This window comes from Thalassobacillus devorans (genome assembly GCF_011761345.1).
Lineage (GTDB): Bacteria > Bacillota > Bacilli > Bacillales > Halobacillaceae > Thalassobacillus > Thalassobacillus devorans.
The window spans coordinates 187,012-207,032 of the sequence record NZ_JAASRY010000005.1; the positions used below are offsets into that span (position 1 = coordinate 187,012).

Here is a 20,021-nt window from a genome sequence, read left to right on the forward strand (position 1 = left end):
ATGGAGGAGGACGTACGATGAAATCAAACGACGTTTATCATAACAGCTTCAAATCACAATACCGCGAGCCTTTTGGTGCTGCACCTAAAGGCTCCAATGTGACACTTACCATTGATATCCATAACCGCTACCGCATTTCAAGCGTCATCCTTCATTATATTTTGGATAAAACGGACCAAGAACAAACGCAGGAAATGGATATCTATAGTGAGCAGCATCAATACTCCGGCTATGAAACTACCATCACCATGCCAGAGGAACCACAGCTGGTCTGGTACTACTTTGAAATCCAGCTGGAAGATGACAGTTTTTTTTACGGACGTAGGAATATCGAAGAAAGCGGTGATGGGCTTGTGTATGCTCATGTTCCCCCGTCCTGGCAGATTACCGTCTATGATTCTGCCTATGAAACTCCGGAATGGTGGAAGCATGGGACCATCTATCAGATTTTCCCTGACCGGTTCTATGCAGCTGGGGAACGTGAGCTTGCCAAAGCTCCGAAGACAAGCCTGATGCACAGCCACTGGGAAAATGATCCGATTTATATCCGTGATGAAAATGGCGCTGTTGTCCGGTGGGATTTTTTTGCGGGGAACATCCAGGGAATAATCGAAAGGCTCGACTATATAGCATCGCTCGGTGTTACGGTGATTTATCTGAATCCTGTATTCGAAGCGGAAAGCAACCACCGCTATGATACCGGCGACTATCATACGGTCGACCAGCTGCTTGGGAGTAATGAAGATTTGGCAGAACTTGTTCAGAAGGCTGGTGAACATGGGATTGAAATTATGCTCGACGGTGTCTTCAACCATACCGGCAGCAACAGCATCTATTTCAACCAACGCGGCCAGTATGATTCGATCGGAGCCTATCAATCGAAAGAATCGCCTTACTATTCCTGGTATCTTTTCCATAACCACCCTGATGAATACGAGTCCTGGTGGGGTGTCGGGACACTTCCGACCGTAAATAAAAACGATGAAAGCTACCAGAACTTTTTAATCCATGATAAGGAAAGTGTCCTGAAATTCTGGCAAAAACACGGCCTGAAGCACTGGCGTCTCGATGTCGCTGATGAATTGACCGATGATTTGATTAAGCAAATCTACCAGCAGCTGAAAAAAGAAGATGAATCAAGCGTGTTGCTGGGAGAAGTGTGGGAAGATGCCACAACGAAAATCGGCCATGGCAAACGCAGGGAGTACTTCCTTGGCGGTGTATTGGATTCGGTCATGAATTATCCGCTTAGGGGACTTATGCTGGCGTTCATGAGTGGCGATGCTGATGCCCATGACGTGGAACGCCGGTTGTTGACTTTGAGCGAACATTATCCGAAGCACTACTTTTATGCCCTGATGAATATGTTATCCAGCCATGATGTTGAACGGATCAAGACGATGCTCGATCAGTTTTTGCCGGGAGATATGCTAGTTGACGACAAAGCTGTAATCATTGATGCCCAGGTGAAAGCCCTTAGTTTGTGGCTCTATACTTTCCCGGGAGTACCATCGCTTTACTACGGGGACGAAGCAGGCTTGACCGGGGGGAGCGACCCTGATAACCGGAAGCCTTACCCGTGGGGAAGAGAAGATGATAGCCTGGTAGAATGGTATAAGATGATTGGGAAATGGCGCCGGGAACATCCGGCATTACGGACCGGCTGCTGGAAATCCCATTCGCTTCATCATGATGTGTATTCTTTTGAGCGGTGGATTGAAAATGGCGTTGATAATTTTGGCGGGAGTGCCAGTGATGAGCATATGATTTATTTGTTCAACCGTCATATTCATGAAGACCGGGAAGTTACATTGATGGTGAGAAAAGGGAAATGGCAGCATATGGAGAATAAAAAGCGTATATTTAAAGCAAAAGACGGCGAGCTCACGCTAACACTCGGGCCTTCGGAAAGCATGCTGCTCCGTCATATGCATTAATCCAAGATCACCCTTGCTCTGATCGCGAGCTAAGGGTGGTCTTTTTGTTGTAAAAAAGGGCCTTTTATGAGACAATCTTGCAGTTTATGAGAAAGCCTGGTGCATATGAGTGATAAAATGGAACGAAAGATAGACAATTTCGAGAATAAGATAGACACTTTTGAAAATAATAGAGACAGATAAATGATATAAGAGAAAATATAGCGCGTTAGGAGACAATAAATACACAAAAGGCAGCGAGTAAATCGCTGCCTTTCGTAGTTAATAGACGTTAAAATATCTGGCCTCGGGATGAGCGAATACGATGGCGGTGACGGAGGCTTCCGGTTCCATCATGAACCCATCGGTCAACTCGACGCCGATTTGTTCCGGTTTAATAAGTTGGAATAATTTTTCCTGGTCCTCTAAATCCGGACAGGCCGGGTAGCCGAAGGAGTAGCGCTGTCCTTGATATTTAGCCGAGAACCGTTGCTGCATCGTAAAATCAGTTGGGTCCGGGAATCCCCATTTATCACGCATCAGTTGGTGAACATGTTCGGCCAGGCCTTCTGCAGTTTCGAGTGCCAGTGCCTGCAAGGCATGGCTTTCCAGGTATTCTCCTTGTTCTTTCAATGTCTCTGCACGTTCGCGAATTCCTTTTCCGGCGGTGACGGCGAAGAACCCGACATAGTCCAGTTCTCCACTGGATACAGGACGGAGATAGTCTGCCAGACAAAGGAATGGCTCCCGTGGCTGACGCGGGAAGGTGAACCGCTTGATTTCTGTTTTTTCATCAGCTGGATCATAGATGATGACATCGTCCCCATCCGATTGGGCAGGGAAAAATTGATAGAGAGCAGATGGTTCAATCCAGCTCTCTTTTTTAGCTTTCGTCAACAAATCGTCAACTACACCCTTCAAATGGACGGCTTTTTCATTATTCTCAGCTATCAATCTGGAAAACTTGCCTTTCAGTCCAAGGTGGTGACCGATCAGCATCTGCATATTGATATAGGGTTCTATATGGTCGACCGAATAATTCCGGAGTACATGCTGTTTGTAATCCTGGGGCTGATAGACAGGTACCTCAGTAGATACAGCAGACTTCGGTTTAACAGCCACAGCAGTAGCTCCTTGAGATTGCTCCCGATCAGCATTTTTAGCCAAAGCCGCCTGCTGTTTTTCATGGAGCTCGCCTACCAGTGCTTCCAGCTCTTCCTCATTACTGAGGCGATTCGATAATGCCAAACCATCCATCGCATCTTTCGCGTAGAAAACCGGCCCTTCGTATTGAGGCAGGATTTTCGTCAAAGTGAATTTACGGGATAAAGCAGCTCCGCCTACAAGAATCGGAATGGAAATCTTTTGCTGGGTCAGATCCTGTGCTGTCAGTACCATCTGCTGGGCGGACTTGACGAGCAGACCGGACAATCCGACAAAATCAGGATTTTCCTGAGTGATTTGATTGATCAGTTCTGAAGGAGTGACTTTAATGCCAAGATCGACCACTTCAAAGCCATTGTTACTTAGAATAATCTCGACAAGGTTCTTTCCGATATCATGTACGTCGCCTTTGACAGTAGCGAGCAGGACTTTCCCTTTTTTATTAGTAGTATCAGCTACTTCCATGTGGGGTTCCAGAAAGGCGACAGATGCCTTCATTACTTCGGCACTTTGCAGGACTTCTGCTACGATCAGCTGATTATCGTTGAACAGGCGTCCTACTTCAGCCATACCCTCCATAAGCGGTCCATTGATCACCTCAAGTGGAGCAGGGTACTCTTCAAGTGCCTGTTCTAAGTCAGGAATCAGTCCCTCTTTCGTCCCCTCCACGACATAATGCGCAAGCCGCTCGGCAAGTGTCATCGTCTCGGTAGGAACTTTCGTCTCTTTTTTCTTGCCGCGGTAAAATGCAGTGAACTCTGCCAGTGTTTTGTCATTTGTATCAAACAGCAATTGATTGGCTTGCTCGATTTCTTCTTCCGGGATCGAAGCAAACCTCTCTAACTTCTCCGTATTTACAATCGCGTAATCAAGACCTGCCTTGGTACAGTGATAGAGATAGACGGCATTCAACACCTCACGTCCTACTGGAGGCAGACCGAACGATACGTTGCTGACACCAAGTACCGTCTGGCATTCCGACAAATCTTCCTTGATAAGACGAATCCCTTCAATTGTAGCCTCGGCAGAACCGATATACTGCTCATCACCGGTACCCACAGGGAAAACAAGTGGATCGAAGATGATATCGGATGGATCAAGCCCGTATTCGCCAACGAGGATATCGTAAGAGCGTTTGGCTACCTGAAGCTTTCGTTCCGCAGTGACTGCCATCCCTTCTTCATCAATGGTGCCGACAACAACGGCCGCACCGAATTTTTTCACGACTGGCAGTACTTCTTTGAAGCGTTCTTCTCCATCTTCAAGGTTGATCGAGTTGATGATCGCTTTTCCCTGGGAATATTTGAGTGCTTTCTCAATGACCTCTACATCTGTCGAGTCAATGACCAGGGGAACCTTCACTTTGTTGACGACTTGCTTCATGAAAGCTTCCATATCCTGCGTTTCATCACGGTCAGGATCGGCAAGACAGATATCAATGACCTGAGCGCCTTTTTTTACCTGGGCCCGCGCAATTTCCGATGCTTCCTCAAACTTCTCTTCGGCAATCAGACGCTTGAATTTACGGGAGCCGATGACATTGGTCCGTTCACCGACAAGGATCGGCCGGTCATTTTTGTCATCATATAGGAATGGCTCGATTCCGGAAACAGCATGGGGATGGGAGTCCGGGGCGTTCCGTGGTTCCAGACCTTTCACAGCTTCCGCGATCGCTTTAATGTGGTCCGGTGTCGTACCACAGCATCCTCCGACAAGATTCAGCCAGCCTTTTTCAGCAAAACCGGCAATTTTTGCTGCGAGTGACTGTGGTGTTTCGTGATAGTTTCCTTCTTCATCCGGAAGGCCAGCATTCGGATAACAGCTCGTTGCAGTTGTCGCCAGATCAGACAGGGAACGGAGATGGTCACGCATGAATTCCGGTCCGGTGGCACAGTTCAAACCGACGACAGCGGGGTTCATATGTTCCAGTGAAATATAAAAAGCTTCGATGCTTTGGCCGGCAAGTGTCGTCCCCATCGGCTCAATTGTCCCTGAAATGATTAGCGGCAGTTCAGTGCCAGTGGTTTCAAAAGCGTTTGTAATTCCAAGGAAAGCCGCTTTTACATTCAGCATATCCTGGGATGTTTCTAAAAGCAGTAAGTCGACACCGCCGGTAATCAAGCCGCGCGCCTGTTCTTCATAGGCTTCTGCCAAGGCATCGAATGTTGTTCCGCCTGTAACAGATAACGTCTTAGTTGTCGGGCCCATCGCTCCAGCTACATATCGTGGTTTTTCTGCATTGTTAAAAGGTTCAGCTGCTTCTTTAGCAATTTGTGCCGCTTTGATATTGATTTCCTCAGCTAAGTGGCCAAGGTCATATTCATCCAGGACAAGGCTGGTTGCTCCGAAAGTATTAGTCTCGATAATATCAGCGCCAGCTTCCAGATATTCGGTGTGAATCCGTTCCAGTACATGGGGAGCAGTAATGTTTAAATATTCGTTGCATCCGTCGTAGGCTTCCCCGCCAAAATCTTCCGGTGTCAGGTCGGCCTGTTGAAGCATCGTCCCCATTGCACCATCTAATACTAGTATTCTACTGGCCAGGTGTTCCTTAAATGATGTTGATGCCATTGGAAATCTTCCTTTCCTGCTTTGCGGTTTGTTGTTTGATGTATTCCGTCAATTCTACCGTCATTTCATAACGTAGAAAAGGGGTGATTAAATAGATGCCATTAAACAAATCAAGCGCCGCATCAATCAATGATTTGGCGATGGCAATTCCTTCTTCCTGGGAACGTTCTTTGTCATGGCTGTGTTGTTCCATGCTCTCCCGTATTTCAGGTGAAAGCTTGATGCCTGGAACTTCATGATGCAGAAATTCCGCGTTTCGTGAGCTGGTCAGCGGCATAATACCTATATAAACCGGTGTATCGAGATGCTTCGTAGCTTCATAGACTTCCACGATCTGCTTTTCGCAGTAAACCGGCTGACTGATGAAGTAATCAGCCCCATAAGAAATCTTTTTCTCTAATCGGCCGACTGCCCGGTTCAAATTACGCACATTCGGGTTGAATGCAGCAGCAACAGAAAAATCAGTTTTTTCTCCTAGTGATTTACCTGAGAAAGAGATGCCTTCATTAAGCTGCTTGATGTAGTGAATCAGGTCGAATGACGATAAATCATACACGGAGGTGGCCCCTGGAAAGTCGCCGATTTTCGTAGGGTCACCGGTGACAGCAAGCACCTCGCGGATACCAAGTGTGTGAAGCCCCATCAGGTGTGATTGCAGGCCAATCAAATTCCGATCACGACAGGCGATGTGGACGAGCGGATTGATTTCATATTCCTGTTTGATGATTGTCGCCATCGCTGTATTGCTGATACGGGGAGAGGCGAGAGAGTTGTCTGCCAGTGTTACGGAATCGACACCGGCGTCTCTTAAAGCCTTTGCCCCGCGCAGATATTTTTCTGTATTCAGCTTTTTCGGAGGGTCCAGTTCGACAATAATGGAACGTTTTTTCTTTGCGATTTCATGAAGATGTGCTTCACGGTTGCTGTCATCAACCTGCTTAGGCACAGGTGGCTGTTTTATAGGTACTACTTTCTCGGTAATCGGCTTTCTGCCTTTTACTTCTTTAGCGACCGCAGCAATATGTTCGGGAGTAGTCCCGCAGCACCCTCCGATCAGTCGTGCACCCTGCCGGTATAAATCCAGGGCGCTTCTTTGAAAATAATTCGGGTCATTGGGATAGATTAATCTTCCATCCTCGTAATCTGGCAGACTGGCATTCGGATATGCAGAAAGCACTGCTTTTTCCGGTAATGGAATGTCCTCCAGTGCTTGAATCATATGATAAGGGCCAAGCCTGCAGTTGACGCCGACCACGTCAGCACCTTTTTGTTCCAACAGGTGAAGCGCATCTGCAAGCGGTGTGCCATTTTGCATAACGCCTGGCTCATGCATCGATACTTGCGTAATTAATGGAAGATCAGTTTCTTGCCGGGCAATCTCTAAAACGGTGGTGAGTTCTTCCAGGTCATAGAAGGTTTCAAAAATCAGTCCGTCTATGTCTTCCATCAGCAGGCAGTAAAGCTGCTCACGGAAACTGCGTTTCAATTCGTCCATCGTCGGTATCTCTTTTTGAATATCCCGGATGCCTCCGATGGTGCCTACGACATAGGCATCTTCACCGGCGGCCTCTTTTGCCAGGCGGACGGCTGCAGTATTGATCGCTTTCACGTGATCTTCCAGCCCATAGCGGGATAGTTTAATATAATTGGCTCCGTACGTATTGGTCTGAATAATGTCAGCGCCAGCACGGACATACGCTTTGTGAACGTTCCGTACTTCTTTCGCATGGGACAGGTTCAATTCTTCAAAACAGCGGTCAACCCCGTAAGAATAGAGCAGGGTACCCATCGCGCCATCGCCGATTAATGTCTTTTCCTGCAGTGCTTGATCTAATTTCATTCGTTATCCTCCTAGTTCGACTTCCAGGCTGTTAATTTGTTGCAATGCCCGGTCAAAATCTTTGATGATATCTTCGGGTTTTTCCAGACCGACAGAAAGACGTAACAGTCCATCGGTAATTCCGCGTTTCAGCCTTTCCAGTTCAGGCATGGAAGCATGAGACATTTTCGCAGGGTAAGAAAGAATAGACTCCACAGCTCCCAGGCTCACCGCAAACACCGGAATTTCCACGTGTTTAGAAAATTCACGGACGGCAGCTGCATCTTTAAGCCGAAACGAAAGGACAGCACCGGGACCGTCTGCCTGATAGTTATGGGTCGAATAACCCGGATGAGTGGTAAGGCTTGGGTGATATACTTCTTCCACCAATGGATGGTCGTCTAGATATCGTGTGATTTTGATCGCTGATTCAGTTGACTGTTTCAACCGGCAGTCCAGTGTCTTCAGTCCGCGTAAAACGAGCCAGGAATCATGCGGGCCAAGAATCGAGCCAAAAGCATTCTGTAAATATGGAAGCTGTTCGGCGATCTCCGGATGGTTCGTAACAGCAAGGCCAGCTACAACATCACTATGACCCGCGATGAATTTAGTAGCACTGTGCAGGACCAGGTCGGCACCAAGTTCTAATGGCCGCTGCAGGGCTGGGGTCATGAATGTATTATCGACAAATGTGTAGCAGCCGTGCGCTTTTGCCAGTTTGGCGACAGCGCTGATATCGGTTATGTTTAAGAGCGGATTAGCTGGTGTTTCGATGTAGACAACTTTGGTATTCGGCTGAATGGCTGTCGCTACTGCATGCAAATCCGTCATATCGACGAAAGTATGCTCGATCCCGAACCGGTGCAGGACCTCGTGGACGAGTCGGAATGTCCCACCGTAGACATCTTCCGTAATGACCACGTGATCGTTTTTGGACAACATCATGAACGAGGTGGAAATAGCAGCCATACCAGATGCGAAAGCAAGCCCTTTATCGCCGCCTTCAAGCCTGGCGATTTCCTCTTCCAAGGCTTCTCTTGTCGGGTTGCCGGAGCGGCTGTAGTCATATTTTCCTGGATTATCAAAGTCTGCTTGATGAAAAGTTGACGCCTGCTGGATCGGCACGCTCACCGCACCTGTGGTTGGGTCGAACTTATGATTACCGTGAAGCACGCGTGTTTGAAAAGAATACGAATGATCGGTCATGTACAATTCCTCCTCGTTGAAAAATCATAGGTAAATATAAAAAAAGTCTTCCCATAAGAAGAAGACTTTTGAATAAATAAGTTCCTCTCCTTATCTTCCAAGCTGCATCACACAACTTGCTGGAATTAGCACCTTTCTGGTTATACCAGTGGTTGCTGAGGCTTCGACGGGCCAGTCCCTCTGCCTCTCTAGATAAGAAATCATCGAGTTAGTATTTTATTGGTTCTCACTAACTTACACTAAAGCGATGAATTTTACAAGGGGAAGAAGTGAATTTTTCGAATTTTCTAGTAGAAGAGAATGATTGACAATGACGTAATCGGGGAAGGTAAAATAAAAGAAGCACTTATATCGAAAAGGAGAATTAGAGGATGAGTGAAGAAAAAAATTATAATAAAAAACTGAAGAATTTCAATCCCGCAAAAGCAGTGGAAGCCGGGCGTAAATATTTTTCTGAGAGTAAATTTTTTGCGAAGATGGGCCGCTATGCATTATTGCTCGGCTCCAAGATCGCTTACTACAGCTTCCTTTTGTATTACACATTCAAGAGCCCAAAAACCCCGAAGAAAGACAAGCTTACGATTGCGGGTGCACTTGGTTACCTGATATTCCCAGCCGATGTCATTCCTGACTTCATTCCGATCATTGGTTTTGCAGATGACAGCCTCGCTATCATCTATGCCATATACAGTGTTGTGTCCCATATCGATGCGTCGATCAAAGCACAGGCCCATGCCAGCATGGCCAAGTATTTCGGCGAAAACTTCAGTAAAGCTGGTATCGATGAAAACCTTATGTTTGATCAGTCTGATGATGATGACGAAAATCATTCACAAGCGCAATAAATTACGGGTCAAGGCGCTAATATATTGAGAAAAGTCGCAAATAAAATTCAGGCTGCCCTCTTTAAAATAATGCAGATTTTAATCCCCTCCAAAAGCGAGGGGATTTTGATTTGCTGTCAGCGTACATTTTGTTATAGGATAGAGCGATAAGATAAAGAATAAACTAACAGTAACACATGTAAAGGAGATTATTATGGCTGAAACAACACACCAACACCTACGAAAATTTCAAGAAGCAAATAAAGATAAAGGACGACTGCTGATCTGCTGCCCGGACCAGCCTGGGATCGTAGCAGCTGTTTCTAATTTCCTTTTTCAAAATGGAGCCAATATTATGGAGTCCAGCCAGTATACTACGGACGCATATGAAGGCACATTTTTCTTACGGATTGAATTTGATTGTCCTGGACTGCTGGGAAAAGAAGAAGAGATGAAGAGCAAGTTTCAAGCGGTAGCAGAAAACTTTAACATGCAGTGGGATATGAAATTTGTCTATCAACTGAAGAGAACCGCAATCTTTGTATCCAAACAATTGCATTGTCTGCGTGAACTGCTATGGGAATGGCAGAGCGGTGACTTAGTAACCGATATTGCGGTTGTTGTCAGCAACCATGAGGATGCCAGGGACTTGGTAGAATCAGTCGGTATCCCGTTTCACTATATTCCAGCCAATAAAGATATCCGTCAAGAGGCAGAGGCGAAGCAACTGGAGCTTCTGGAAGATTACAAAATTGATCAAATCGTCCTTGCCCGTTATATGCAAATTCTGACCCCTGACTTCGTAGCTGCTTACCCATCACAGATCATCAATATCCACCATTCGTTCCTGCCGGCATTCATTGGAGCGAATCCTTATGGCCGAGCCTATGAGCGAGGGGTAAAACTGATCGGTGCGACCTCCCATTATGTAACCAATGATTTGGATGAAGGACCGATCATTGAGCAGGACATCATGCGTGTCGACCATCGTGATAATGCGGAAGATTTGAAGAAAATAGGACGCAAAGTAGAACGAAGCGTGCTTGCTCGCGGTGTGAAATGGGATTTAGAAGATCGCATTCTCGTGCATCAAAATAAAACAATCGTATTCAATTAATATATGTAAAAACTGGAGGCCACGGGGTGTTTTGACTAATACCCGGGGCCTCCAGTTTTTTTGGAAGTTGCTTTAATTTGGTTCTCGGTTATCAGCATAAACAGCCATGGCATCTGCCATAAATTGAGCCAGGCCATCACCGAACTGATCGATATTTTTAGTAAAACGTTCGTCGACGATATACATTTGTCCCAAACCCTTGAAAGCCTCTAAAGAATAGCTGCCGATTTCATTTAAGAACACATACCATTTAGCGATTGTTTCTTGTGCTTCATTGGAGGCCGGGTCTTTGTCCCGTATTGCCGCCAGTCCCCGGTATAATTCATTGAGTTCCTCCTGTTTTGCCTCACTCATTCCTTTGGCCTTTTCGTGAGCCTCATCTACTGCCTTATCTCCCCAGCGTTCTCTTGCCTCTAGTTCATAAGGATTGTGACTGAAATCAAATCCTTTGAATTTATCTTCCGCAGTCATACCAATGTCTCCTTTCCAATGTTGTAACGTTTTTTCAACCGTATTAATCACCTGATCCAGGCGTCGTCGTTTTTCCAGCAGCATTTTTCGGTGCATTTCCAGTGCCTCTTCACGATTGAAGGAAGGGTCCTCGAGGGTAGCTTTGATGCGTTTCAGCGGGAAATCTACTTCTTTAAAAAACAGAATCTGCTGCAATGTTTCGAGGTTGGCATCGGAATAAACCCTGTAGCCGGCATCTGTAGTTGTATCTGGTTTAAGTAATCCGATTTCATCATAATGATGAAGCGTGCGCACACTGATTCCAACAAGGTCAGCAACTTCTTTTACTCTCATGTTTGGATCCCTTCCTTCAGATACACTATAAGCTATCACGTAACGTGAGGGTCAATACCTTTTATCAAAATCAAGGGGAAGGTTTATATTATCTGATTTAACACGCGCCCAGGGACGGTCATCATCCCATTCAACAGCTAATGGAAGTTCAAAGGTTTGTTGCAAATTTTCCCTGGTTAACGTGCTATATTTTTCTCCACTAGCTACTATACTGCCGGCATGAAGCAGTAAAGCATGGGAGATAGACGGAATGACTTCTTCGATATGATGAGTCACGTATATCAATGTAGGCCCATCAACAGCACGATTCATATGATCGATGGTCTGAAGCAGCTGTTCCCTGGATAAAATATCCAACCCGCTGCAAGGTTCGTCCAGAATCAATAGTTCGGGAGATGCCATCAATGCCCGTGCGATCATGGTTTTTCGTTTTTCCCCCTGGGAGAGAGAAGAGAATTTTTGCTCGGCAAGATCTAAGATTCGAAATTGTTCTAAAAGGTGTTTGGCCCGGCTCTTATCATTCGGTGTGATTTCATCATAAATACCAATGGTAGCATGTTTTCCACTCATAACTACTTCTATGGCAGTTTCTCCGCCATGATGCTTGTAGCGTTCTTCCAAAGACGTGCTCACCCAGCCGATGGATTTCCGCAGTTCCAATATATTTGTTTCACCAAAACGATGGCCTAATACGTTAACTTCTCCATTTGTCGGCCATTGGTAACCGGTAATCATATTAAGAAGTGAGGTTTTACCCGAACCATTCAACCCCAACAATGCCCAATGCTCACCTTTTTCTATATCCCAGGAAACATTAGTTAAAATTGTCTTTTCCTTTTGCTTCCACTCAATACCGTTTAGCGAAATAATTTTTTCACTCATCCCTGTACCTCCTAGACGTGTGCGTTAAATTAAAACATTCTCGATAAGGTAGTAAAATCCTTTTTCTTAAGCAACAAGGATATTAATGGAAAAATCGAAGGCGATATATGCTAAAGTATTAAGTGAAGAAAAGGAAGATATGAAAGAGATGGGGTTATCGGAATAACTCCAGTATTAAATACCTCGTAAATGAACAAATAATCTGGTAAATTACATAAAATGCACAATAGTTGCAAAGGAGAAGGCGAATATGAAACTTGTAAAACATAATCAAAAAGCATGGGATAAAAAAGTAGAAGAGGGCGTCGTCTACACAAAACCGGTGAGCAGCGAAACCATTGAAAAAGCGAAAGCTGGAGAGTGGGAAATAACAGTTACTACAGAAAGGCCAGTACCACGCTCCTGGTTTCCATCCTCTTTAACAGGAGTGAAAATCCTTTGTTTAGCTTCCGGGGGAGGACAGCAGGCACCTGTGCTGGCTGCTGCTGGAGCTGATGTATCGGTGGTCGATATATCCGATATGCAATTAGCACAGGATAGGCTTGTGGCTGAGCGGGACGGGCTGTATCTGGAGGCGATACAAGGCGATATGTCTGACATGCATTTCTTTAAGAATGACTTATTCGATATCATCGTGCATCCGGTTTCGAATGTCTTTGTGGAAGACATTTTGCCTGTATGGAAAGAAACTTCCCGGGTTTTAAAGACAGGTGGTACGCTAATATCAGGATTTACCAATCCCTTGCTATACCTTTTTGATGATGAACAGGAAGAGAAAGGCATTCTCGATGTGAAACACTCGATCCCATTCTCTGGTTTATCGGCAATTTCGGAAGAAGAATTACAACGTCACTTGGATAATAATCTGACGATCGAATTTGGACATACATTAGAAGATCAAATCCAAGGCCAAATTAATGCTGGGTATGCAATTACTGGTTTTTATGAGGATGATTTTGGGGGGAAACGGTTAATCGACCACTTTATCAAAACATTTATCGCTACGAAAGCTGTCAAAATGTAATAACAAAAAGAGGATCTCGCATCGAATTTGAAAATTATTGCGCGGGAAATAATTGATTAAGTCGGTAAATTGGTGGGTTTGTCGAAGAGGGGGCGGGTGATTTTTATGGGTCGCCACACTCCGTATCGAGTAGCGATATGGACATCATTAAAAAGAGAACATAGAATTATATGATAGAGAGGCTGAGAGCAATGATTGAACTTCAATATTTCACTCAGGATGATTTTGACCAGCTGATCCGATGGGTAGATTCTGAAAAATTCCTTATTCAGTGGGCTGGCCCTTCTTTCAGCTATCCATTAGATAAAAGTCAATTGAACGACTATCTTGGAGGAGCCAATGATGACCATGCGGATAAACTAATCTACAAAGTCGTACATACAAAAACAGGTACCGTGGTTGGGCATATTTCTTTGGCGCGTATTGATAGAGAGAATCGTTCTGCCAGAATCGGCAGAGTGCTGGTCGGTGATCAGAGTTATCGGGGGCAGGGAATCTGTAGACAAATGATTGAAAGAATAGTAAGAATCGCATTTGAAGATATAGAGCTTCACCGTGTCAGTTTAGGTGTGTTCGACTTCAATGATTCGGCTATTTCTTGTTATCAAAAGGCGGGATTTAAGAAAGAGGGACTGCTTCGTGATTACAGAAAAGTAGGGGATGAATATTGGAGCCTGTGGGAGATGAGCCTGCTTGAACACGAGTGGTCGGCTCGCAATAACTAGAAAATCTGGAAATGGGGGTTATCTATATGCCGGTGTGTGATCATTGTAAGAAGAAATGGACATGGAAAGAGACGGTTTTCAGTAAGTTGATGTTGAGCAGTAGTGCACCATGTCCTTACTGCGGAGAAAAACAGTATGCATCTGCAAAGACACGGAAGCGGGGAGGCATTATGGTTTTATCTGTCATAATACCGATGTTTATCGTGTCATTATTTGATTTTTCCATGTTGTTTTATATTTTATTTGGGTTGATCGTATTCTTTATTGTCATGGGACTATCTCCATTTTATTACGAGCTTAGCAGCAAAGAAGAATCATTGTGGTAATGCTACGACCAAATACACGAGCTGCAGCAAATGATTATTTTGATAAGCAACTGCACCAGAATTTGAAGAAGTACTTATGGTTATTAAGATTTCCATTACAAAAAAGCGGAACACAGTTAGATGTAGCTCCGCTTGAATTAAAGGATGAAATACCATCATGCAAGGTCGTGGTATCTTTTTTCATTGGATCGCCAGCTGACCCAGCCGTATAAAGCTCCGGCAATCAGACCGATGACAATCCGCTGTACGACATAATCGAATGTAATGCTGTCTTCCCGGAATGCCTGGAACAAAAGGGAAACAAGTACAAATATGCCCCCGAATCCAAGTAATCCATAAAGTGCTATGTATTTTCCTTTACCCGTTTGTCTTGTTTTTTCCCACTTAGCTTTTTTGCGATCTTCTGTCATTTTTTCACCACTCTCTATGGTTTTTCTACCTACGCCTGTTTCTATAAAATAATTATACCAAAATGGTAAAGTGATATAATAGGATGAAGTTGTTGCTCATCCCGAAACAATATTGGATGGTTAGGCATAAAAAATTTAGCGCAGGGCAGGTGGTCAGATGTATTTGACGATCCAGGAAACTGCTGAATACCTGGATATCCCGGTATCTTATATTCACAAAATGGTGCTGGAAAACAAAATAAAAACGATTGATGATGGACAGCAGGTATTAATCAATAAAGATCAGTTTTCGAATTATTTCGAGCAAGTGGAGAAGTACCGTTCTACGCTTCAGGAATATTTAGGCGAGCCGCTTCCACCTGATCCGGACATTAAAGATGAAGACTGAAAAGCAGAGCCACCGTGCACTGCTTTTTTGCTTACAATGCATCAATTCCAACTTTCGCTTAATTGGAACTTTATCACATTAACGCGAAAAACTAAGGATAAGCAAGCATAAGCCATGTTATTTAACATAGAAGAGGTTATAACGGAAATGTTACCGCTTTATTGGCGTTTGAGAAATAATCACACATCCTTAATAATCAGAATAATCAAATTTAAAGGAGTGGTACATTATCAGCATGACAGTCGAGAAAGAAAAAGTTATTTATTCTGTAGCAGGAGAAGAAGCAATCGGTTCATTTTCCTTGATGTCTCAAGAAGAAGTAGATCAGGCAATAAAGAAGGCTAGTAATGCCCAACAAGCCTGGGCTGATACAGAGGTATATAAACGAGCGGACATTTTACATAAATGGGCCGATCGTTTACTTGAACAACAAGAAAAAATAGGGACGATGATTTACAAGGAAGTTGGCAAAAATAAAGCTTCTGCAATGAAAGAAGTCAAACGAACGGCCGATTTAATTCGCTATACTGCCGAGGAAGGCTGCCGTATCCATGGCGACATGCTCCGTGGAGATTCTTTCCGAGGTGGAAGCTCTAATAAAATAGCGATGGCGGACCGCGAGCCTCTTGGTGTAGTTTTAGCAATATCCCCATTTAACTACCCAGTTAACTTAGCCGCATCAAAAATTGCCCCAGCATTGATTTCTGGAAATGCAGTGGCCTTCAAACCAGCATCCCAAGGTGCTTTAAGTGGCCGTCTCATGATTGATGCTTTACTAGAAACGGAAATTCCTGAAGGTATTGTCCAACTGGTCACAGGGAAAGGCTCAGAAATTGGAGACTTTATTGTCACCCATCCAGAAATAAGCATGATCAGTTTTACTGGAAGCACAGAGGTCGGTCAATCTATTTCTGAAAAAGCGAAAATGATTCCAGTGGTGCTCGAATTAGGTGGTAAAGATCCAGCAATCGTTTTGGAGGACGCTGATCTTGATCTGGCTGCTGACCAAATCGTCAGCGGAGCTTATTCCTATTCCGGTCAGCGCTGTACAGCCATCAAGCGCGTTCTGGTCGCTGATGGTGTCGCCGATCAGCTTTCTGAGAAAGTTAAACAGAAAGTTGAGGGACTGACCGTGGGAAACCCGGAAGACGACGCAGCTGTTACTCCGCTGATTGATGACAAGGCAGCGGACTTTGTTCAAGGCTTGATTGATGACGCCCTTGAAAAAGGTGCGACATTAGTAACAGGGAACAAGCGGGAAGGCAAATTGATTCATCCGACACTAATTGATGATGTTACTTCTGATATGGACATCGCCTGGGAAGAGCCATTCGGCCCAGTACTTCCGATCATCCGAATCACGGATGATAAAGATTTCGTCACCCTTGCCAATGAATCTCAATATGGCTTGCAGGCGAGTATTTTCACAGCCGATGTCCAAAAGGCAATGGAAATCGGAAGAAAGCTGCATGTCGGTTCTGTTCAGTTAAATGCAAAAACCGAGCGCGGTCCGGACCATTTCCCGTTCATCGGGGCCAAAAACTCCGGACTAGGTGCACAAGGCATCCGTCGGAGTATCGAATCCATGACCCGAGATAAGCTATTTGTGCTCAATATGTAAAGTAAGAAACGCCAGTCGTGGTAATCTCACGGCTGGCGTTTTTTACAATGTTTAACGATTCTGCCATGTAACTTGTGCAGCATTTTTCCGTGGCCGTGCCGCTTGATACCAATGGAGGCAAAGCAGAAAAATGATGACGGCATCGATCATATCACCACCGTAATACATTAGCTTTCCGCCTGCCTGCGCCTGGTCAGCTGCTATTCCTGCAGGGGGATTGGCATAAATATACTTTGATAATATCCCATGGCCTGCGACAGCAGTAACCAGCACTATCCCTCGGTAAAGGTAGCTGTGCCGGTGCGGAGTCGGATCGATGTAAAGGATAGAAATGGTAAATAAATATCCAGCTAAAAACACATGAATGTGTATGAAGACATGTAATATCAAGCTGTGATGCATCAGCATATATAAATCCGTCGCGTATAATAGCCATAGACCGCCTATGTTTAATATCGTCGCTGTTATAGGATTGCTAAGGACACGGACCGGCTTGCTGCGGAGCAATTTTGTCAGTCGCCGAGCGTTTTTTACAGGCAACGTTCTCAGTAGTAGAGTCATGGGAGCGGCCAGGGCCATTAATAAAGGTGCCAGCATTCCTAAAAAAAGGTGGCCAAGCATGTGTGCGGTGAAGTCAACATGTGCACGTTCTGCTAGAGGGCCTGCCACAGAGAGGATGGCAAAAGACGTTCCAATCCCCCATAGAACACTGCGATAAAATGGCCAACGTCTGTGGCGGCCGTTGGAAAGAAAAACTGCCCCCATGTAAAGCCCTAGTAACAATAGAAAGGGAACACCTAATAGGAAAGCTGCAATCGTATTATTCATTGGAAAGTGGGTTAGTCACTCCTCCCGTACCTGCCTGACGTCGTGTCTTAAACAAAATAACAGAACCGGCAATGAACATTAGAATCGCAGTGATATTCCACACCAGGTCATAAGGCAGAATATTGACATTGTAGCGGATTTGGTGCAGCTGCAAAAGTTTGTGCTGGACCGTCCCATCATACAATTGGAAAAAGCCCATCCCAAGTAGTACGCCGCCCAACCACCTTGTTTTCCATAGCGCCTGCCGGCGACGGAGATCGGCATACATGAATAGCCCGCCAATCGTTGCAAACCAGCTGAATGCATGAAAAAAGCCATCCGATACAAGCCCCATTCGGGTAGTTGATTTATCATAAAAATGGTGCCAATTCAGGAGCTGGTGGAAAACAGCTTCGTCAAAGAAAGCCACGAGTCCAAGTCCAAATAAAACACCTGACCATAAATTGCGAGCATAATATGGTTTTCGAGCACCGTTAGCCATACAATCCTCCTTCTAAAGATATTTGTAATGGTTTATATCCTAATAATGAAAAGATGAAACAATTCCCCGAGAGAATGGCATGACAACTTCCGTATATCTGTGGTGTGCATATACTTTTAGGAGAGTGAAGTTGAAGGGGGAGGAGACAGTAAAATGTATCCGATTTATTATCCATATGCCCCATATTATCAGGGGGGATATGGTTATTTTCCTTATATTCCGAGAAGGTATCCGGAGGACCCGGCCTATCCACCGGTGGATTCCACTATGTTTTCTGATTCTGCTGCAGCTATGGAAAAATTACTGGATGAGGCCAGCCTTGTCCTGCATCGTCTTGCGGAATCCGAAACATTCGCTCATGACGTGATGGAGGCCGCTCAGGTTAATGATATGGAAAAAGTCGATGCTCTTTTGAAATCGACAGGCATCCATTCTGGTGTTGAAACAAAAGTGAATCCCGATGGTATCAATCTGCAGCTTTCCTCTGCAGTAGAAGGAATTGAGTGCTGTCATTTGACGATTGCACTCAGGTGGAGGGTTTGACTCAGAGAGGGGCCAGGTTGTACGGCTGGTTCCTCTAAGCTTGATAAAATCTATTAGAAAAATTTGAAACTTTTCTCCAGGAAACTCGTATAACATATGGACAAGCTTTTGTAACATGGTAGAATTTAATTGAGTACATAAAAGGGAGTAATTCATATGAAGCTCTGGTTTAGAAAAGTTTCTGTCGTATTAGTTGCAATTCTTACACTTGGTTTATATATACCGCCGACTTATGCGGATGCGGAGACTCCTGCGAAAAAAGAGGTAGCATCTCCTAAGGAAAAAGAAGATACTTACATACCGACTGAGGCAGTCATCCCGGAGGAAGAATTAACCCTCGAACCACAGTCGAATGATTACTTGATCGATGCTTTGACTGAGCGTGCCAAGGAGCAGGCGGTTACAAAGCTTGGACCTAAAATCGCAACTAAAGTGGAAGATGAATTTGCTGCAGTTATCCTGCCTGGAATTGAAGAAGTGATAACAAGCCTTTTAGAAGAAGCAGAAGAGGAAGTACCATATTATGAAATATCAGAGCAGCCGGCTGCAGGATATGGAGAGAAGATTTTCCATCTTTCTGATTACCGGACCAAAGAAGAGATTGCCAGATTTGATGTACGCCGGGAAAAACGGCCAGGTGAAGGATACTGGTTTAATTTTCACTATCATTTAAGTAAGGACGGATTTGAGAAACATCATGAGATTGGTGAGCTTTATTGGGATAAAAATACACCGCCAAAATGGATGGCCTGAACACCTTCTTTTTAGAGGGGGTTTTTATTAACCTGGGCTGGATATGATTTCTATATAAATCGTTTAATAAAAGTATTTATCGCCTAATACCAACGAATAAGCAAATGAAAAGCCGAGCCCATAGGCTCGGCTTCATTATTTTTCTTTCACGGCAATCGCTTCGATTTCCACTTTTGCGCCTTTAGGGAGTTTGCTTACTTCCACAGCCGCACGAGCAGGGTAAGGCTCACTCAAAAAGCTGGCATATACGTCATTAACGACTGCAAAATCATCCATGGAATCAAGGTAGATGTTCGCTTTTGCGATATGGCTGTAATCAAGTCCTGCTTCTTTCAGGATGCCTCCTAGATTTTTCATTACCTGCTCCGCTTGCTCTTTCACATCGTCTGAGACGAATTCCTGCGTAGATGGGTCGAGTGGGATCTGGCCTGAAATATAGATGACATCCCCGACATCGACTGCCTGTGAGTAAGGGCCGATAGCGGCGGGGGCTTTATCTGTAGCGATTGGTTTGAACATGAATCGTCACTCCTTCTATGTATGATTATTTCTATCCTAACATGAGTAATGAAAATTCGGAATCGATTGCCTTTGGTCCTTTAAACTCTTGTAGTAAGAA

General features: G+C 44.7%; 19 protein-coding genes and 1 riboswitch. Of the genes, 10 read left to right on the forward strand and 9 right to left on the reverse strand.

The window, feature by feature from the left end; all coding sequences use genetic code 11:
* Window positions 1-17: 17 nt before the first annotated feature.
* Entirely contained in the window at window positions 18-1,937 is a 1,920-nt protein-coding gene (locus FHS45_RS16090; protein WP_062440062.1) for a glycoside hydrolase family 13 protein, read from the forward strand.
* A 261-nt stretch (window positions 1,938-2,198) separates the two neighbouring features.
* Here the strand turns inward: FHS45_RS16090 and metH are convergent, their stop codons facing one another.
* Genes metH through metC form a run of 3 tightly spaced genes read right to left on the reverse strand, consistent with a single transcriptional unit; the run spans window position 2,199 to window position 8,676 of the window.
* Window positions 2,199-5,651, reverse strand: coding sequence for a methionine synthase (gene metH, locus FHS45_RS16095; protein ID WP_062440058.1), 3,453 nt, complete (start codon window positions 5,649-5,651; stop codon window positions 2,199-2,201).
* Complete coding sequence (locus tag FHS45_RS16100; RefSeq protein WP_062440055.1) at window positions 5,632-7,491, reverse strand: bifunctional homocysteine S-methyltransferase/methylenetetrahydrofolate reductase; 1,860 nt, start codon at window positions 7,489-7,491, stop codon at window positions 5,632-5,634. Before FHS45_RS16100 ends, metH begins: the two co-directional genes overlap by 20 nt.
* Before the next feature lie 3 nt (window positions 7,492-7,494).
* Window positions 7,495-8,676 (reverse strand): cystathionine beta-lyase, encoded by a 1,182-nt coding sequence (gene metC, locus FHS45_RS16105; RefSeq protein WP_062440052.1) that lies wholly within the window; start codon window positions 8,674-8,676, stop codon window positions 7,495-7,497.
* An 87-nt stretch (window positions 8,677-8,763) separates the two neighbouring features.
* Window positions 8,764-8,875: riboswitch (SAM riboswitch) on the reverse strand.
* Window positions 8,876-9,047: 172 nt separating this feature from the next.
* Between metC and FHS45_RS16110 the strand changes: the two genes are divergently transcribed.
* Window positions 9,048-9,521, forward strand: a complete 474-nt coding sequence (locus FHS45_RS16110; RefSeq protein WP_082411908.1) for a YkvA family protein — start codon at window positions 9,048-9,050, stop codon at window positions 9,519-9,521.
* A 193-nt stretch (window positions 9,522-9,714) separates the two neighbouring features.
* Window positions 9,715-10,617, forward strand: a complete 903-nt coding sequence (gene purU / locus FHS45_RS16115; RefSeq protein ID WP_062440049.1) for a formyltetrahydrofolate deformylase — start codon at window positions 9,715-9,717, stop codon at window positions 10,615-10,617.
* Window positions 10,618-10,689: 72 nt separating this feature from the next.
* Here the strand turns inward: purU and FHS45_RS16120 are convergent, their stop codons facing one another.
* A complete protein-coding gene (locus FHS45_RS16120) occupies window positions 10,690-11,421 on the reverse strand; it encodes a MerR family transcriptional regulator (RefSeq protein WP_062440046.1) in 732 nt (243 codons plus the stop codon).
* 51 nt (window positions 11,422-11,472) lie between these two features.
* Window positions 11,473-12,303 carry an ABC transporter ATP-binding protein gene (locus FHS45_RS16125; RefSeq protein ID WP_062440042.1) on the reverse strand — a complete coding sequence of 277 codons (831 nt, stop codon included), beginning with the start codon at window positions 12,301-12,303 and terminating at the stop codon, window positions 11,473-11,475.
* Between the two features lie 250 nt (window positions 12,304-12,553).
* Here FHS45_RS16125 and FHS45_RS16130 point away from each other — a divergent pair, with 250 nt between their 5' ends.
* From FHS45_RS16130 to FHS45_RS16140, 3 genes are all read left to right on the forward strand, one after another.
* Window positions 12,554-13,327, forward strand: coding sequence for a class I SAM-dependent methyltransferase (locus tag FHS45_RS16130; protein WP_062440038.1), 774 nt, complete (start codon window positions 12,554-12,556; stop codon window positions 13,325-13,327).
* Window positions 13,328-13,518: 191 nt separating this feature from the next.
* Window positions 13,519-14,052 (forward strand): GNAT family N-acetyltransferase, encoded by a 534-nt coding sequence (locus tag FHS45_RS16135; protein WP_062440035.1) that lies wholly within the window; start codon window positions 13,519-13,521, stop codon window positions 14,050-14,052.
* Window positions 14,053-14,063: 11 nt separating this feature from the next.
* Window positions 14,064-14,378, forward strand: a complete 315-nt coding sequence (locus FHS45_RS16140; protein WP_082411907.1) for a TIGR04104 family putative zinc finger protein — start codon at window positions 14,064-14,066, stop codon at window positions 14,376-14,378.
* A gap of 155 nt (window positions 14,379-14,533) precedes the next feature.
* Here the strand turns inward: FHS45_RS16140 and FHS45_RS16145 are convergent, their stop codons facing one another.
* A complete protein-coding gene (locus tag FHS45_RS16145; RefSeq protein WP_062440027.1) occupies window positions 14,534-14,788 on the reverse strand; it encodes a hypothetical protein in 255 nt (84 codons plus the stop codon).
* Window positions 14,789-14,945: 157 nt separating this feature from the next.
* Between FHS45_RS16145 and FHS45_RS16150 the strand changes: the two genes are divergently transcribed.
* Window positions 14,946-15,176: an excisionase family DNA-binding protein gene (locus FHS45_RS16150; protein WP_062440024.1), complete on the forward strand. Its 231-nt coding sequence runs from the start codon at window positions 14,946-14,948 to the stop codon at window positions 15,174-15,176.
* 235 nt (window positions 15,177-15,411) lie between these two features.
* Window positions 15,412-16,797, forward strand: a complete 1,386-nt coding sequence (locus FHS45_RS16155) for an NADP-dependent glyceraldehyde-3-phosphate dehydrogenase (RefSeq protein WP_082411906.1) — start codon at window positions 15,412-15,414, stop codon at window positions 16,795-16,797.
* Window positions 16,798-16,848: 51 nt separating this feature from the next.
* Here FHS45_RS16155 and FHS45_RS16160 read toward each other — a convergent pair whose 3' ends face one another.
* The gene (locus FHS45_RS16160; RefSeq protein ID WP_062440018.1) at window positions 16,849-17,625 is read right to left on the reverse strand and encodes a cytochrome c oxidase assembly protein; all 777 of its coding nucleotides are present in this window, start codon (window positions 17,623-17,625) and stop codon (window positions 16,849-16,851) included.
* A complete protein-coding gene (locus tag FHS45_RS16165) occupies window positions 17,618-18,106 on the reverse strand; it encodes a DUF2243 domain-containing protein (protein WP_062440016.1) in 489 nt (162 codons plus the stop codon). The genes FHS45_RS16160 and FHS45_RS16165 overlap by 8 nt, the downstream gene beginning before the upstream one ends.
* Before the next feature lie 153 nt (window positions 18,107-18,259).
* Here FHS45_RS16165 and FHS45_RS16170 point away from each other — a divergent pair, with 153 nt between their 5' ends.
* Window positions 18,260-18,649, forward strand: a complete 390-nt coding sequence (locus FHS45_RS16170; protein WP_062440013.1) for a YuzC family spore coat inner layer protein — start codon at window positions 18,260-18,262, stop codon at window positions 18,647-18,649.
* Between the two features lie 156 nt (window positions 18,650-18,805).
* Entirely contained in the window at window positions 18,806-19,402 is a 597-nt protein-coding gene (locus FHS45_RS16175; RefSeq protein WP_062440010.1) for a YpjP family protein, read from the forward strand.
* A 135-nt stretch (window positions 19,403-19,537) separates the two neighbouring features.
* Here the strand turns inward: FHS45_RS16175 and FHS45_RS16180 are convergent, their stop codons facing one another.
* Window positions 19,538-19,921 carry a RidA family protein gene (locus FHS45_RS16180; protein ID WP_062440007.1) on the reverse strand — a complete coding sequence of 128 codons (384 nt, stop codon included), beginning with the start codon at window positions 19,919-19,921 and terminating at the stop codon, window positions 19,538-19,540.
* Between the last annotated feature and the right edge of the window lie 100 nt (window positions 19,922-20,021).

What these genes read in the sequence shown, in the direction of transcription:
- FHS45_RS16090 (WP_062440062.1), top strand. Translation starts at nt 18, where the DNA reads ATGAAATCAAACGACGTTTATCATAACAGCTTCAAATCACAATACCGC.
- metH (WP_062440058.1), bottom strand. Translation starts at nt 5,651, where the DNA reads ATGGCATCAACATCATTTAAGGAACACCTGGCCAGTAGAATACTAGTA.
- FHS45_RS16100 (WP_062440055.1), bottom strand. Translation starts at nt 7,491, where the DNA reads ATGAAATTAGATCAAGCACTGCAGGAAAAGACATTAATCGGCGATGGC.
- metC (WP_062440052.1), bottom strand. Translation starts at nt 8,676, where the DNA reads ATGACCGATCATTCGTATTCTTTTCAAACACGCGTGCTTCACGGTAAT.
- FHS45_RS16110 (WP_082411908.1), top strand. Translation starts at nt 9,048, where the DNA reads ATGAGTGAAGAAAAAAATTATAATAAAAAACTGAAGAATTTCAATCCC.
- purU (WP_062440049.1), top strand. Translation starts at nt 9,715, where the DNA reads ATGGCTGAAACAACACACCAACACCTACGAAAATTTCAAGAAGCAAAT.
- FHS45_RS16120 (WP_062440046.1), bottom strand. Translation starts at nt 11,421, where the DNA reads ATGAGAGTAAAAGAAGTTGCTGACCTTGTTGGAATCAGTGTGCGCACG.
- FHS45_RS16125 (WP_062440042.1), bottom strand. Translation starts at nt 12,303, where the DNA reads ATGAGTGAAAAAATTATTTCGCTAAACGGTATTGAGTGGAAGCAAAAG.
- FHS45_RS16130 (WP_062440038.1), top strand. Translation starts at nt 12,554, where the DNA reads ATGAAACTTGTAAAACATAATCAAAAAGCATGGGATAAAAAAGTAGAA.
- FHS45_RS16135 (WP_062440035.1), top strand. Translation starts at nt 13,519, where the DNA reads ATGATTGAACTTCAATATTTCACTCAGGATGATTTTGACCAGCTGATC.
- FHS45_RS16140 (WP_082411907.1), top strand. Translation starts at nt 14,064, where the DNA reads ATGGGGGTTATCTATATGCCGGTGTGTGATCATTGTAAGAAGAAATGG.
- FHS45_RS16145 (WP_062440027.1), bottom strand. Translation starts at nt 14,788, where the DNA reads ATGACAGAAGATCGCAAAAAAGCTAAGTGGGAAAAAACAAGACAAACG.
- FHS45_RS16150 (WP_062440024.1), top strand. Translation starts at nt 14,946, where the DNA reads ATGTATTTGACGATCCAGGAAACTGCTGAATACCTGGATATCCCGGTA.
- FHS45_RS16155 (WP_082411906.1), top strand. Translation starts at nt 15,412, where the DNA reads ATGACAGTCGAGAAAGAAAAAGTTATTTATTCTGTAGCAGGAGAAGAA.
- FHS45_RS16160 (WP_062440018.1), bottom strand. Translation starts at nt 17,625, where the DNA reads ATGAATAATACGATTGCAGCTTTCCTATTAGGTGTTCCCTTTCTATTG.
- FHS45_RS16165 (WP_062440016.1), bottom strand. Translation starts at nt 18,106, where the DNA reads ATGGCTAACGGTGCTCGAAAACCATATTATGCTCGCAATTTATGGTCA.
- FHS45_RS16170 (WP_062440013.1), top strand. Translation starts at nt 18,260, where the DNA reads ATGTATCCGATTTATTATCCATATGCCCCATATTATCAGGGGGGATAT.
- FHS45_RS16175 (WP_062440010.1), top strand. Translation starts at nt 18,806, where the DNA reads ATGAAGCTCTGGTTTAGAAAAGTTTCTGTCGTATTAGTTGCAATTCTT.
- FHS45_RS16180 (WP_062440007.1), bottom strand. Translation starts at nt 19,921, where the DNA reads ATGTTCAAACCAATCGCTACAGATAAAGCCCCCGCCGCTATCGGCCCT.